Here is a 14,063-nt window from a genome sequence, read left to right on the forward strand (position 1 = left end):
CACCGGCGCACGCGCACTGTCCGGCGTTCTTCGGGCGACGAAACGCGGCCGGCTGAAGCCGTACGCCCGGGGTATCCGCCTGAACTGTGTGCGGGCCTGAGCGATGTGCTCACCTGCGTGTCAGCAGGTCGCCCACGAACGAAAGTCGCCAAGGCGCTTGCTGTCGATTCCCAGATGTTGTGGATGGTTGTCGTCGAGGGCTTACCGGCCGGAGCACGATCTTGCCGTGGGTGTGCCGCCGTTCCAGCTCGCGGAACGCGTCGCGCACCTGCTCCAGCGGGTAGAAGCGGGCGATCGGTACCTCCAGCTCCCCGCAAGCGGCAAGCCTGGCCAGCTCGCCGAGCACTACCGCGCTCGCCGCCGAGCCTTCTCCGTAGGTTCGCGCACCGATCCTGGCCGCGGCCGGCCAGTCGCAGATCGTGTTGATCCGCTCGGGGCGCACGCCCAGCTCCACCGCCAGGTCCACGTAGCCGTCGCCGAACGTGTCGATGAACGCGTCGATGTTCCCACCGGAAGCCTGCCGGATCCGTTCGGCCACGCCCTCCCCGTACGTGACCGGGACGATACCGCGCTCCTTCAACCAGGCGTGGTTTCGCTCGCTCGCCAACCCGATCACCGTTGCGCCGCGCCGCCGCGCGAGCTGCACGGCAAGGGATCCGACACCACCCGCCGCCCCGGACACCACGACCGTTTCGGCCGGTCGGGGGTCCACCGCGAACACGGTGGCGTATGCGGTCGTGCCGGCCACGTAGAGCGAACCGGCCACGTCCCAGCAAAGCCCCGCCGGACGCGACACCAGATTCACGTCGTCGACCACGACCAACTCGGCGTGGCTCGCCCGATTGTGGGTGAAGCCCAGGACCTCATCGCCCACTCCGAAACCGCGCACTTGCGGGCCGACCTCCACCACGACTCCGGCAAGGTCGCTGCCCTGCCCGGAGGGGAACGTCGCCGGCCAGCGATCGTGCCGAGCGCCCTCGCGGATCATCACCTCTCCCGGTTGAATCCCGGCCGCGCGGACCTCGACCAGTACTTGCCCAGGGCCGGGCGCGGGCCGCGTCACCTCCTCCACCCGCAACACGTCGATCCCGCCGTACGTATGGAGCCGCACCGCCTTCATCGCGTGATCACCGCACTTCCTCGCTCGGACAGGGCTCGGGCGGCCACGCGTCGGCTGGATGCACAGCGACCGCGCCGCAGCATTCAATGGCCCAAGGGCGGATAGGTATTCCCAAGAACACCGCCACCGGCGACATCACCCACCCCGACAAGGCGTCCGTAACCCGACCTGCATCGTGCGACGCGAGCACGCGGAGCCGCGAGCACGCGGAGCTTCGACTGCTCGGATGTCCGTCACAAGCGGACAAGCTCACTGCGAGCACCGCCGGCGGCCACTTGAGGGGGAGTCCCTCACGGCCGATGGGGGCGTTCCGGGGCGCCTGCTCGATGGTCGTTTCGGGTCGAGAAGGCCCGTGCCCGTGAGGGCGGGCTTCTTCCGTATCGCCAACGAGGGCGGCTGCGCCGACCAGTTGACAGGTGTCTCCTCGCCCGACACCCCCGGCGGCATCACCCTTTTGTTCATCAGGTGCCGGGTACCGTCTCCTTCTCGTAGTCGTTCCGGCCGCTCGTCCAGTTCCCTCACCCCCAATGTGACATGGGTCACTGTCTCTTCGGTGAGTTGGAGACCCGGTGTGTTTCCGTACCCCCTGACGACGATCGGACGCCGGGTGCGAGGATGGGCGCGCTATGACTGTCGGAGGGTGGTGCCGCGCGCTGCGGGCCGGTGTGTTCGCCGCCGTCTGCGTGCTGTTGGCCGCCCTCGGCCACGTCATCATGTCCGGCGCCCCCGTCCCCTGGTGGACCATGGCCGTCGGTGCCATGGCAATGGGTGCCGTGGGCTGGTTCCTGGCCGGTCGTGAGCGTGGGCTCGCGCTGATCGTCACGGTCGTGGTCGCCGCCCAGACGGTGCTCCACGAGACGTTCTCCCTGGGCCGGACCGTGATGCCCGGGACGACGGCCGACTCCGCTGCCACAGCTGCTGCCATGGGCGGCATGGGCATGGGTTCCTCGGGCGCCATGTCCATGGAGGTCATGGACATGAGCGGCATGACGCACATGTCGCACGGTTCGGGCGGCATGGAGCACACGCACGGCATGGCCGGCATGGGTGGCAGCGCTTCATTCGGCATGCTCGCCGCCCACCTGCTGGCCGCCGTCCTGTGCGGGCTGTGGCTCGCCTACGGCGAGCGCGCTGTCTTCCGCGTCCTGCGTGCCGCGGCGGCCCGGCTGGTCGCGCCGCTGCGGATGCTCCTGGCGCTGCCTGTCGCGGCCGGTGGCCCCTCCGTGCGCAGGCGCCGGGGCGACGCGCACCGCTCGTCACTGGCCCGCTTCCTTCTCTGTTACTCCGTCACTTCGCGGGGACCGCCCAGGGACGCCGCTGTCGTCTGAGACAGCCGGACCCACCGAGGGCTCACCCGCTCTTCGCCATGCCGTCTTCCCGTGCGGGCCTCTTCCAGGCCGCACGTCTCTCGGCGTGGTCCGACGACCGCGGGACGAGTCCCGGGCATCGCCGTATCCATCGCGTACGGCCGCACCCCATCTGCCGAGGACCGCGCCCCGTCACGGGACGTCGGATCCGGACGACCCGCGAAGGACACCACGTGATCACCTCTTTCCTGCCCGCTCCGCGCCGGGCGGATCGCGCCACGGCGGACGCCGCCGCCACCGCCTGGGCACTGGCCGCCCGAAACGGCGACCCCCACGCGGCCGAACACTTCGTCCGCGCGCTCCACGGCGACGTACTGCGCTACGTCGCCCATCTCAGCGGCGATCCCCAGACGGCCCACGACCTGACCCAGGAGACGTTCGTACGCGCTCTCGACAGCCTGCCGGGATTCGAGGAACGCGCCTCGGCCCGCACCTGGCTGCTCTCCATCGCCCGTCGTACGGTGGCCGACAGCTTCCGCCGTGCCGCGGTCCGCCCACGACTGGCCGACACGGACGACTGGCAGCAGGCCCTGGAACGCACCCAGTCCTGCGACCTGCCCGGCTTCGACGACGGCATCGCGCTCCTCGACCTGCTGGAGACGCTGCCCGACGGACGCCGTGAGGCGTTCCTGCTGACCCAGGTGGTGGGACTGCCCTACGACGAGGCGGCCCGTTTGCTCGGCTGCCCCATCGGCACGGTCCGTTCGAGGGTGGCCCGCGCACGGGCCACCCTCGAACACCTGCTGCTGGAAGCCGAGATGCCGACTGTCCAGGCGGCGTGACGTGGAAGGTGGCCGTCCCGGTGGCGTGATGAGCTGTTCCGGCGGTGCCGGTGTCGCCGAGGTGAGAACCCGGACGGTACTGGTCGTTCTGTTCGACGGCGTACAGCCCCTCGACGTGGCGGGGCCTGTGGACGTGTTCACGGCGGCGGCGCGCTTCACCGGAAGCGAGAGCACGCCTCCCTACGTCGTTCGCACGGCGTCGCTCGGCGGCGAGCCCGTACGGGCCGCCGGTGGTCTTCGGCTCGTTCCCGATCTCGATCTGGCTGACGTCGAGGATCCCGAGCTCCTTCTCCTACCCGGCGGGCCGGGCGTGGGAGACGTCGACAGCCGACTCGTGGCATGGCTGCGCGAGCGTGCCCCGCGCGTGAAACGCGTGGTGTCCGTGTGCACCGGGGCGTACCTCCTGGCCGAGGCCGGACTGCTCGACGGCCGCCGGGCGACGACTCACTGGGCTTCCTGTGACTACCTCGCGAGCAGATATCCCCGGATACGGATCGATCCGGTCCCGATCTTCGTCCGGGACGGCCCGATCTCCACGTCGGCGGGAGTGACGGCCGGGATCGACCTGGCCATCGCGCTGGTCGAGGAGGACTTCGGGCGCGCTGTGGCACACGAGATCGCTCGACTCCTGGTGGTCTACGTGCGCCGTCCCGGCAATCAGGCCCAGGTCAGCGTGCAACTCTCGGCGCAGATCGCCCGCTCGGATCCGCTTCGTGAGGTCCAGTACTGGGCCGCCGCCAACCTGGCAGCCGACCTGTCGGTTCCCGCGATGGCGGAGCGCGCCGGCTTGTCCCCCCGTCAATTCGCTCGTGTGTTCGCCGAGCAGGTCGGGACGACTCCAGGCCGCTACGTGGACCTCATCCGCCTGGAGGCCGCGCAGCGCATGCTGACCGACACCCGCGACGGCGTGGTCCGTATCGCGCGCCAATGCGGATACGGGACGCCCGAGGCGATGCGTCTCGCGTTCGTGCGTGAACTCGACGTCTCGCCCACGGAGTACCGCCGTACATTCACGAAGTCACCGGCCCCCGCCCCGGCCCTTCGATAGACGACGCCGGCGTATACCGGCACAGCCATCCCGCAGTCTCGCACCTTCCCGGTCTGCGGGATGGCAGATTTATTGGTCTGCATGACATGGACGTCATGGCGCGACACTCATAGGCTTTACGCCGTAATGCGAAATCGTGCCGCTTGTCAATCGGTATGGGGAATCGCGCCAAGGATCTCGAGTGGCACTTGTGCCGATTCTCGCTTCGGTTTCTGCCACCCTTTTCCGATGGCGAAACGCGCGGCCCGCTGGACCTTGACCGGGCCGGCCTCTGGTTGTTGGAAGGTAGATATAGAAATGCCCTTGATATCACTCGGGTCCGTGCGACCGGACGCGAAGCGGTGTGCTGTCGGGCTGCTCGCGGCCGCGCTGAGCCTGCACGTCGCGGGCTGCGGCTCCGGTGACGGGTCCGGATCCGGTTCGGGCGGCGCGACAGCCGCGGAGAAGGGTGCCGCACCGACCAGCACCTCGTACCCGTTGACGATCGACAACTGCGGTCAGAAGGTGACGTTCGACGGGCCGCCCAGGCGTGTACTGATCATGAACGGCGCGTCTGTCGGAGAGGTCGAGACGTACGTCCTTCTCGGTCTCCAGAGCCACATTCTGGCGAATGCGCAACGCGTTACCATTTCCGATGATCCGCAGATGGTCGCAGAGGTCGCGAAGCTGGCCACCGGAGGTGCCGAGTGGAACAAGAATTTCGATGTTCCCGCCGAGAAGGTGTTCGAGCTCAAGCCTGACCTCGTGGTGTCGACATGGAGCGGGAGTTTCAACGCAAAGAGCGGGTTCGCCACCCGTGAGCAGTTGGCGGACGTCGGGATAAGGTCGTATGTCAACCCGGTCGACTGTGCCTACGGGGCGGCGAACCCGTCGGCGGCAGACCAAGCCGTCCATGACCAGCAGTCGATCGAATCGACCTATGAATTCATCACGCAGACCGGGGTCATTTTCGACCAGCAGCAGAAGGCGTCGGACCTCGTCGCCGAGCTCAGGAAACGGATCTCGGCCGTACGGGACCGCGTCGAGGGCAAGGACCGTAAAAAGGCGCTGCTGGTGTATCCGGGCATGGCGATGATGAGCACCAGCAACCTGCCTGCCGTGTTTTCCGGCGGTGTCTACGACGACATCATCAAGGCGGCCGGCGGTGAGAACGCCTTCCCCAGTGACAAGCCGAATCCGGAGCTGACCTCGAACCTGAGTGCCGAGGCCCTGGCATCCGCCGATGTCGATGTGCTCGTGATCGGACTGGCCGATCCATCCGAAAAGGGAAAGGTGAAACTACTCGCCGACCAGCTGTTCAAGCAGTACCCGCAGTGGAAGGCGTCGAGGACCAAGACGTACACGAGCATCTCCGACGGGGCTTTCATCGGCCCGACGAACGCGTACGCGGTGGAGGCGATCGCCGATGCGGCGCACCCTCAGTAGGCCTGGCGGGTCCACGCGCGGTCCACACCTGGTGTCGGGCCGCGCGACAGGGCTCCTCTACGTGACGCTCACCGTAGTACTCGTGGCGGCTGTCACCGCCGGGATCTCCATGGGAACAGTCACCGTGCCCGCACGGGACGTATGGCAGGTGATCCTGCGTCACCTCACCGGCGACACCGGCGGTCTGGATCCGCTCCAGAACCAGATCGTCTGGGAACTCCGCCTGCCTCGGGTACTCGTGGCCGCGGTGGTCGGTGCCAGCCTGAGCGTCGTAGGTGTCGGTCTGCAAGCACTGGTCCGTAATCCGCTCGCGGATCCCTACATGCTGGGGATAACTCCTGGTGCGTCTCTCGGAGCGGTGCTCGTTCTGGCGATCGGCTCCGCGGCGCTTCACGGACTGGGGGTGACCGGCGGCGCCTTCGCCGCGGCGATGCTCACCATGGCCGCGGTGTTTCTGCTCGCCCAGCGAGGCGGCCGGCTCGCCGACACGCGGTTGATCCTCTCCGGTGTCGCCGTGGGGTATCTCGCGGTCGCCGCCACGAGCTTCGTCCAGTTGCAGACGAACCCGAACCAGCTCGCGGGCATCATGTTCTGGCTCATGGGCAGCCTCGCGGGTGCGGCGTGGTCCGACCTTCGCATACCGGCCGTCGCACTCGCGCTGGGTGTCGTCTGGCTGTTCGGCCAGGGGCGCGCCCTCAACGCGCTGATGATCGGCGATGACGCGGCGGTCGGGCTCGGCATCGACGTGCACCGGTTTCGGCGCCACCTGCTCGTGGTGACGTCGCTGATGACCGCGACCGTGGTCGTGGTCGCGGGCGGCCTCGGATTCGTCGGACTGATGATCCCTCACATCGCGCGCCTCGTCGTGGGCGCCGAACACCGGCGCGTTCTGCCGACATCCATCCTTGTGGGGGCGACCTTCCTGGTGCTCGTCGACCTCGCGAGCCGCACGGTCGCTCGGCCCAACGAGTTGCCGGCCGGCATCTTCACCGCCGGTATCGGCGTGCCCGTACTGCTGTGGCTGCTGCAACGCAACAGGCGAGGGGAGGGATCGTGATGCGGCTGGACTTCGAAGGCGTCAGTATCGACATCGACTCGGCCCGAATCGTCTCCGACGTGTCGTTGAGCATCGCGCCAGGTGAGATGGTCGGACTCGTCGGGCCCAACGGCAGCGGGAAATCCACCCTCCTGCGCAGCGCGTACCGGGTGCTTCGACCGACCGGTGGGGCGGTACTCATCGGGGGCGACAACGTGTGGAGCATGTCCGCGCGGGAGGCCGCATGCCGTCGCGCGATCGTCACTCAGCACACCGTGCTCGGTGCCGAGTTCTCCGTCGAGGAGATCGTCGCCATGGGGCGAACCCCTCGAAAGGGGATGCTCGACCGCGACACCGACCAGGACCGCCGGACAGTCGAGCAGGCACTCGACGACGTACATATGCGCTGGGCGGCTCAGCGATCGTTCGCGACGCTCTCCGGCGGCGAACAACAGCGTGTTCTGCTCGCCCGCGCGCTCGCGCAGGAGGCCGGGTTGCTGATACTCGACGAGCCGACGAACCACCTCGACGTGCGCGCACAGTTCGAAGTACTCGACCTGCTAAGGCACTTGGGCATGACGACGCTCACGGCCCTGCACGATCTCGACCACGCCGTCTCCTACTGCGACCGCGTCGCGGTCATGGCGGAGGGCAGGCTCGTGGCGGTGGGCGAACCGACCGAAGTACTGACGCCCGAACTCGTGCACGACGTGTTCGGTGTGCGTGCGGTACTCGACACCCACCCGATCACAGGCCGACCACGCATCACGGTCGCCTCCGCCGGCCATCGTCCGACGACCACGACGGGCGACGACGAGCGGGCCCCCGCCTCCTGAACATCCCCCCATCTCCCCCCTGTCGACGGCGGCCAGCCGCACGGCCGGACGTATCCCGTCCGACCGACCGGACTGTCCCCGATCGCTGCCACCAGAGCAACCCAAGGAGCTTTTCCATGCAGGTCGCGGTCGTTCTCTATCCCGGGTTCACTTCGCTGGACGTCATCGGACCGTACGAGGTCCTGGGCCGTCTCCCGGACACCGAGGTCGTCTTCGTCGCTGAGCATCCGGGCCTCGTCCGCAACGACCTGGGCAGCCTGTCGATCAACGTCGTCGCACGTCTCGCCGACGTGCCGAACCCGGATGTGGTGATTGTCGGAGGCGGCCCGGGCCAGGCGGAGCAGATGTCCGACGGAATCCTGCACGAATGGCTGCGAGCGGTCGACCGGACCTCCGCGTGGACGACTTCCGTCTGCACGGGGACCCTGATCCTTGCCGCCGCCGGAGTCCTCGAAGGATGCCGGGCGACGACCCACTGGGGTGCGCTCGAGCACCTCGCCGAGTTCGGTGTGACGCCGACGAACGAGCGGGTCGTCATCGACGGTCACTACGCGACCGCGGCAGGCGTCTCGGCGGGCATCGACATGGCTTTGACCCTGGCAGGTCTGATCGCGGGTGACGACGCGGCGCAGGCCCTCCAACTCCTCATCGAATACGCCCCACAGCCGCCTTACAACTCGGGGTCCCCGGACTCCGCTCCGGCGGAGGTCGTCGAAAAACTGTTCGCGATGTTCCCGCCCAGCTGACCGCACGGGGCGGGCGGATACGGGAGATGCGTTGCGGCGAGCCGAAGCGGCATCGCACGCCGATGGCCAGGGGATCGCTCACGACCACACCCCAGCCCGCACCGCGACGGACGACCCGGAGTTCCTGGCTCCGGGCAGGCCGCGCGGATGCCGGTGGCCATGGTCGGCTGGACGGACGAGGTCCTCGTCGAAGGTGACCTGCTCGTCCTCGTCGAGGATGAAGGCGACGACGTCGATCTCGCAGTCGGTCTGCGGAGCCCAGCTGGCGGTGACGTACCACTTGGGCGCGGGTCTGTCGTAGGGGACGGGCAGGTCGAAACCCGCTCTGGACAGCAAAGAGCCCCTCAAGGAGAGGCGGAGACTTGCGCTCCCGGCAGCCCGGACCTGGAACCCGGTCACCCGTAGCGAAGCTGGGGCGGCCACCCGTCTGGCCTCGGCGGCAGCTGATCGGCGGCATAGGGATCCGGGTCCGCACCCGGTGTGCCGTGGCGGGACGCACCCGTCACCCGCTACGAAAAGCTCGCCGTTCGCCATGAGGCCACGGTCCTCGTCGTGGCCATCAACGAATGGCTGTGACCACCAGCACAGGGTCGAGCTCAGGAGCGACCGCTGCCGAGCCGAAGACACCGCTGCAAGCGACGGATGGCAGCGCAAAATGCGGGCCGTTTGAATCCCAGCCGCCGAAAGTCGGCCACGACGGCGGGTGCGTCGATCGACCAGGCGCGCGTGTGTGTGCCTCGCTGTACCCCCACCGGCCTCAGCCACGCTGCCAACGGCGTCCTCCAGGGATACCCGCCCGTTCGCGGAACCGCATGCGGCGTGTTTCATGTCGTGTCACCCCGTGGACATAGCCAAGTCGAGACCCGACTCCTGCCTCCCCAGGGCAGCTTCCGCACTGTTCGGAGCTGCTGTCGGCTGCGGCGCATGGTCTCTGACGGTTTGGGCGCGCGCGTACTGTGACGCTGGCTACGACGCCGGCGGACGCTTTGAACTCAACCTCCTGCTTCCTGTCGTAGTGGGAGCCGAAGTGCTCGTCGGGCTTGTTGCGTGGGCCACCGGCGAACGCCTGGTGCGCCGCCCGCGGACGGTCGTTCGTGTCTCGCTGTCGATGTTGCTGGTGGTTGTTGCGACGCTGGGGCTGGCGTGGTGGCTCTTCGCGAGCAGAGGGACGCTGGACGGTTATCCGGGCGACTCTGGCCTCTGCCCTGCGAATAACGTCCCTCCGCAGTGGCCTGGCTGGATTCCTGCTTGATCAGCCACAACTGGACTTCCGTGGCCTCGGCCTCCCCGAACTGCTGGACGCCGGTTGAGGTTTCTCGCCGAGAATTTCGACACGTATTCGACACGGCCACCCGCGATAACCCGTGGCAGCCGGACAGCCCCCGAACCTGCCCCTTGATCGTCGGGGGAGTGTCCGGGACAGTGGCGTGCGAGTGAACCCCGCTCTGACCAGCAAAAAGGCCCTCCCGAGGGAGGGCTGAGACTTGCGCCCCCGGCAGGACTCGAACCTGCGGCCAAGCGCTTAGAAGGCGCCTGCTCTATCCACTGAGCTACGGGGGCCGGGTGTGGTGGCCTCGGTCGTGGTGGGCCCGGGTGCGGGCCGGCCGTGACGTTGCCGCAGACAAGGATAGGGCTCCCGGGTCCTTGTCCTGGTTGCTTCGCCTCCGTGGCTCAATGTGGAGGTTCGGTGAAGCGGTCCTGATAATCGCAGGCAGGTACGAATCGTGCACCGCTTTTGCCGTCTGGCGCATCGGGTGTTGTGCACTCGTTATGCCTGGACTGCGCCTACGCCCCAGTCGTCCCTTCCGTCCCTTGTGTTCCGTCGGCGCGCAGGCATGCCTATATGCTTCAAAATTCCCCTAAAATTGGGCATTCTTCACATGTGGTGACCTTGGACGTACGGCCTCAGCTGCTCGACGCACTCTCCGCCCTGCGCGACCGTGTCGCCGCCGCACGCTTCCCGCTGCCCCTGGCCGGGGCTCCACGCGCGCGTGCCAACCGCGACGAACTGCTTGCGCAACTCGACGACTACCTGGTGCCCCGCCTCAGAGAACCCGAAGCGCCCCTGCTCGCCGTGGTCGGCGGCTCCACCGGGGCCGGGAAGTCGACCCTCGTCAACTCCCTTGTAGGGCGCCGGGTCAGCGAGGCCGGCGTCCTGCGCCCCACGACCCGGACGCCGGTGCTGGTCTGCCATCCCGAGGACCACCACTGGTTCAGCGGAATGCGGGTACTGCCCGACCTCACGCGCGTGTGGGTGCCCCAACAGGAGCCCGGACAGGACTCCGGCGACGACCTGCTGCTCCCCGGCGAGGACGGCTCGCGCGTGCTGCGCGTCGAGACCGCCGAGAGCCTGCCGCGCGGGCTCGCCCTCCTCGACGCCCCCGACGTCGACTCCCTCGTCGCCGACAACCGCGTCCTCGCGGCCGAACTGATCTGCGCCGCCGACATCTGGATCATGGTCACCACGGCCGCCCGGTACGCCGACGCCGTCCCCTGGCATCTCCTGCGCACAGCCAGGGACTACCAGGCCACTCTCGTCACCGTCCTCGACCGGGTGCCCCATCAGGTGGTGTCCGAGGTGTCCCGGCAGTACGGCGCCCTTCTCACCAAGGCCGGCCTCGGTGACGTACCGCGTTTCACCGTGCCCGAACTGCCCGAGTCCGCCTGGGGCGGGGGGCTACTTCCGGCCACGGCAGTGGCGCCGCTGCGCGCCTGGCTCATCCAGCAGGCGCAGGACCCGGCCAGCCGCCAACACGCGATGGCCCGTACGGCGTACGGCGTCCTCGACTCCCTCAAGTCCCGCATGCCCGAGCTGGCCGGCGCCGCCGCAGCGCAGTATTCGGCCGCACTACGGCTCACCGCCGCCGTCGACAGCGCCTACGACAGCGAGCACGCGCGCGTACGGGGGCGGTTGCAGGCCGGCGCCGTCCTCGCCGGGGACGCGTTGAAGCGGTGGCGGGCCTTCCCGCTCGACTGTTCAGCGGGTGAACTTCTCGACGCGCTTGTGGAGAGCCTCAGCGCCCTCCTGCTCTGCTCCGTCACCGCCGCCGACGAACGCGTCGACGACGCCTGGCGCCGCGAACCCGCCGCGGACGCCCCGGGACTGACGACCCGCGACCCGTCCCAGGAAAGCGTGGAGCACCGTATCGGGATGGCCGTACGGCGGTGGCGGCGCGAGCTCGAGGAGTACGCCGAGGACGAGCTGCGCGACCTCGACCGGAGTGCCGTCCCGGACGTCGAGGCGGTCGCCGCGCTCGTCGCCAGCGCGCTGCTGGGCGGCCGGCGGGCCCGGTCGGCGGGCGAGGGGCTCGCCGAGCGCATCGGAGCCCACGGCGCCCTGCGGCTGCGCGACCGCGGCGGGCGACTGCTCACCGACCACCTGGACCGGGTCATGCACACCGAACGCGAGCGCCGCCTCGCCCCGCTCGACGCCCTCGACGTCCATCCGGAGCCCCAGGCCGAACTCATCGCCGCGCTGTCCGTACTGCAGAAGGAGAGGTGACCGCGGTGACCGCCGTCACTGACCACGACCACCCCGACGCCTCGGCCGACAACGACCCACAGGAGGAGCAGGAGCAGGCGGAGCAGGAGGAGCAGGAGCTGAAGAAAGACGAGAAGCAGGGCGAGGCGAAGGGGCCCGAGGGTGTAAAGGCCGAAGGCGAGGCCCCCAAACAGGCCTCTTCCCCAGATGCCGACGCCGACGGTGACGGAGACGGAGACGGCCACGCGCGCGTGGCGGCCGATTCCGGCTCCGCCACACCTCCCCCCGCCCCTTCCGCTCGTAAGTCCACCCCTGAGGAGGCCCCCAAAGAGGCCCCCGACCAAACGCCCCCTCCAGCCCCCCACCCCGAACCCGACCCCTCCGGCGCCTGGGACGACGGTCTGATCGCCCGCCGCGTCTCCGAGACGGACCCTCCTCCCACGCGCGAGACGGTCATCGAGACCCGGATCTCCAGCAGCACACCCCCACCGGTGATGCCCCTCGCGTACGACGGACCGCTGCGCTCCCGGCTCGACGCGCTGCGCGAGCTCGTGGGGCTGTCCCGTACCCGGCTCGACAGCAGAACGCTCGCCGAGGCCGGCCGGGTCCTCGACGAGGCGGCGGCCCGGCGCAGGCTCTCCGGGCAGCACACCGTCGTCGCCATCGCGGGCGCCACCGGCAGCGGCAAGTCCCAGCTGTTCAACGCCCTCGCCGGAGTAGCCATCTCGGAGACCGGCGTACGACGGCCCACCACCGCCGCGCCCATCGCGTGTAGCTGGAGCGACGGCGCCGCGACCCTTATCGACCGCCTCGGCATCCCGGGACGGCTGCGCCGACGCCCGCTGCAGAGCCCGGAGGCGGAGGCACAGTTGCGCGGCCTGGTCCTGGTCGACCTGCCCGACCACGACTCGGCGGCCGTCCAGCACCGTGAACAGGTGGACCGCGTACTGGCGTTGGTCGACGCGGTCATCTGGGTCGTCGACCCGGAGAAGTACGCGGACGCCGTGCTCCACGAGCGCTATCTGCGGCCCATGGCCGGGCACGCCGAGGTCATGTTCGTCGTCCTCAACCAGGTGGACCGCCTGCCCGGCGAGGCCGCCCACCAGGTCCTCGACGACCTGCGGCGACTGCTCGACGAGGACGGCATCGCCCTGGGGGAGTACGGCGAACCGGGCGCCACCGTACTGGCGCTGTCCGCGCTCACCGGGGACGGCGTCGGCGAACTGCGCGAGGCGCTCGGCCAGTTCGTGGGCGAGCGAGGGGCCGCGGCGCGCCGGATCTCGGCCGACCTCGACGCCGCCGCGTGGCAGTTGCGGCCTGTCTACGCCACCGGCAGGCGCGCCGGGCTGAGCGAACGGGCCCGCGACGAGTTCTCCGACCGGCTCGCGGACGCCGTGGGTGCCACCGCCGCCGGCCAGGCCGCCGAACGTGTCTGGCTGCGCAACGCCAACCGCGCCTGCGGCACACCGTGGTTGCGGCTGCTGCGCTGGTGCCAGGACCGGCGCGAAACCTCCACCGGCCGCTTCGGCGTACGCGAGCAACCGGATGATGAGGCCACGGCCCGCCAGCGGGTCGAACAGGCGGTGCGTACGGTCGCGGAACGGGCGTCGGCCGGACTGCCCGCGCCATGGGCGCTGGCCGTGCGCGAGGCGGCCGTACGGGGGGCGCAGGGCCTGCCCGAGGCGCTCGACGAACTGGCGGCACGGGCTGGGACGCCCACGGGACGGCCGCCCCGGCCGGGCTGGTGGCCGGTCGCCGTGCTCGCACAGGCGTCCATGACGCTCCTTCAGGTCGTCGGCGGACTGTGGCTGGTGGCCCAGATCGTCGGCGTCATGGCGCCGAACCTGGGTGTGCCGGTGCTGCTGATGTCGGTGGGCATCGTCGGCGGCCCGGGTGTGGAGTGGAGTTGCAAACTGGCGGCTCGCGGGCCTGCCCGCCGCTACGGGCAGGAGGCGGAACGGCGGCTGCGGCAGGCGGCGGCCGGTTGCGGCCGGGCCCGGGTACTGGATCCGGTCGCGGCGGAACTCCTGCGGTATCGCGAGGTACGGGAGCAGTACGTGCGGGTCACGGGGGCTCGGGCGGTGGTGGGGTGAGCACGGGAAACCGGCAGGTCGCAGGGGTCGGTCCCGCAGGGGTGAGGTGAGCGGGAGACGTGGGTCCCTCGGTCGGGTGACGGAGTTTTCCACAACCGGCCGGTAGTCCACAGGGCTCAGCGGGCTCGG

Annotated in this window: 11 protein-coding genes and 1 tRNA gene; 9 read left to right on the forward strand and 3 right to left on the reverse strand. The window is 69.5% G+C overall.

The genetic code is table 11. The features are described 5' to 3' along the window. Positions 1–109: 109 nt before the first annotated feature. A complete protein-coding gene (locus PV396_RS13675; protein ID WP_319204218.1) occupies positions 110–1,120 on the reverse strand; it encodes an NADP-dependent oxidoreductase in 1,011 nt (336 codons plus the stop codon). 626 nt (positions 1,121–1,746) lie between these two features. Here PV396_RS13675 and PV396_RS13680 point away from each other — a divergent pair. The 7 genes from PV396_RS13680 (at position 1,747) to PV396_RS13710 (ending at position 8,360) form a co-directional block, all read left to right on the forward strand. Beyond that, positions 1,747–2,448 carry a hypothetical protein gene (locus tag PV396_RS13680; protein ID WP_319204220.1) on the forward strand — a complete coding sequence of 234 codons (702 nt, stop codon included), beginning with the start codon at positions 1,747–1,749 and terminating at the stop codon, positions 2,446–2,448. 212 nt (positions 2,449–2,660) lie between these two features. After that, positions 2,661–3,269, forward strand: a complete 609-nt coding sequence (locus PV396_RS13685) for a sigma-70 family RNA polymerase sigma factor (protein WP_319204223.1) — start codon at positions 2,661–2,663, stop codon at positions 3,267–3,269. A gap of 61 nt (positions 3,270–3,330) precedes the next feature. Continuing rightward, entirely contained in the window at positions 3,331–4,317 is a 987-nt protein-coding gene (locus tag PV396_RS13690; protein WP_416071413.1) for a GlxA family transcriptional regulator, read from the forward strand. A 321-nt stretch (positions 4,318–4,638) separates the two neighbouring features. Beyond that, positions 4,639–5,742 carry an ABC transporter substrate-binding protein gene (locus PV396_RS13695; protein WP_319204227.1) on the forward strand — a complete coding sequence of 368 codons (1,104 nt, stop codon included), beginning with the start codon at positions 4,639–4,641 and terminating at the stop codon, positions 5,740–5,742. 82 nt (positions 5,743–5,824) lie between these two features. After that, complete coding sequence (locus tag PV396_RS13700) at positions 5,825–6,799, forward strand: iron ABC transporter permease (RefSeq protein ID WP_319204229.1); 975 nt, start codon at positions 5,825–5,827, stop codon at positions 6,797–6,799. Continuing rightward, complete coding sequence (locus PV396_RS13705; RefSeq protein WP_319204231.1) at positions 6,799–7,614, forward strand: ABC transporter ATP-binding protein; 816 nt, start codon at positions 6,799–6,801, stop codon at positions 7,612–7,614. Before PV396_RS13700 ends, PV396_RS13705 begins: the two co-directional genes overlap by 1 nt. 116 nt (positions 7,615–7,730) lie before the next feature. Beyond that, positions 7,731–8,360, forward strand: coding sequence for a DJ-1/PfpI family protein (locus PV396_RS13710; RefSeq protein ID WP_319204233.1), 630 nt, complete (start codon positions 7,731–7,733; stop codon positions 8,358–8,360). A gap of 78 nt (positions 8,361–8,438) precedes the next feature. Here PV396_RS13710 and PV396_RS13715 read toward each other — a convergent pair whose 3' ends face one another. Next, a complete protein-coding gene (locus PV396_RS13715) occupies positions 8,439–8,696 on the reverse strand; it encodes a hypothetical protein (protein ID WP_319205585.1) in 258 nt (85 codons plus the stop codon). A gap of 1,151 nt (positions 8,697–9,847) precedes the next feature. Next, positions 9,848–9,920 (reverse strand) — tRNA-Arg (locus PV396_RS13720). A 322-nt stretch (positions 9,921–10,242) separates the two neighbouring features. Here PV396_RS13720 and PV396_RS13725 point away from each other — a divergent pair. Both PV396_RS13725 and PV396_RS13730 read left to right on the forward strand, forming a co-directional pair. Further along, entirely contained in the window at positions 10,243–11,862 is a 1,620-nt protein-coding gene (locus tag PV396_RS13725; RefSeq protein ID WP_319204235.1) for a dynamin family protein, read from the forward strand. Beyond that, on the forward strand, positions 11,859–13,934 hold the full coding sequence (locus PV396_RS13730) for a GTPase (RefSeq protein WP_416071397.1): 2,076 nt from the start codon (positions 11,859–11,861) through the stop codon (positions 13,932–13,934). Before PV396_RS13725 ends, PV396_RS13730 begins: the two co-directional genes overlap by 4 nt. The last annotated feature ends 129 nt before the right edge of the window (positions 13,935–14,063 follow it).

Source organism: Streptomyces sp. ME02-8801-2C (assembly GCF_033793965.1).
Lineage (GTDB): Bacteria > Actinomycetota > Actinomycetes > Streptomycetales > Streptomycetaceae > Streptomyces.

Coding starts and splice junctions, on each gene's coding strand:
- PV396_RS13710 (WP_319204233.1), top strand. CDS start 7,731: ATGCAGGTCGCGGTCGTTCTCTATCCCGGGTTCACTTCGCTGGACGTC.
- PV396_RS13675 (WP_319204218.1), bottom strand. CDS start 1,120: ATGAAGGCGGTGCGGCTCCATACGTACGGCGGGATCGACGTGTTGCGG.
- PV396_RS13680 (WP_319204220.1), top strand. CDS start 1,747: ATGACTGTCGGAGGGTGGTGCCGCGCGCTGCGGGCCGGTGTGTTCGCC.
- PV396_RS13705 (WP_319204231.1), top strand. CDS start 6,799: ATGCGGCTGGACTTCGAAGGCGTCAGTATCGACATCGACTCGGCCCGA.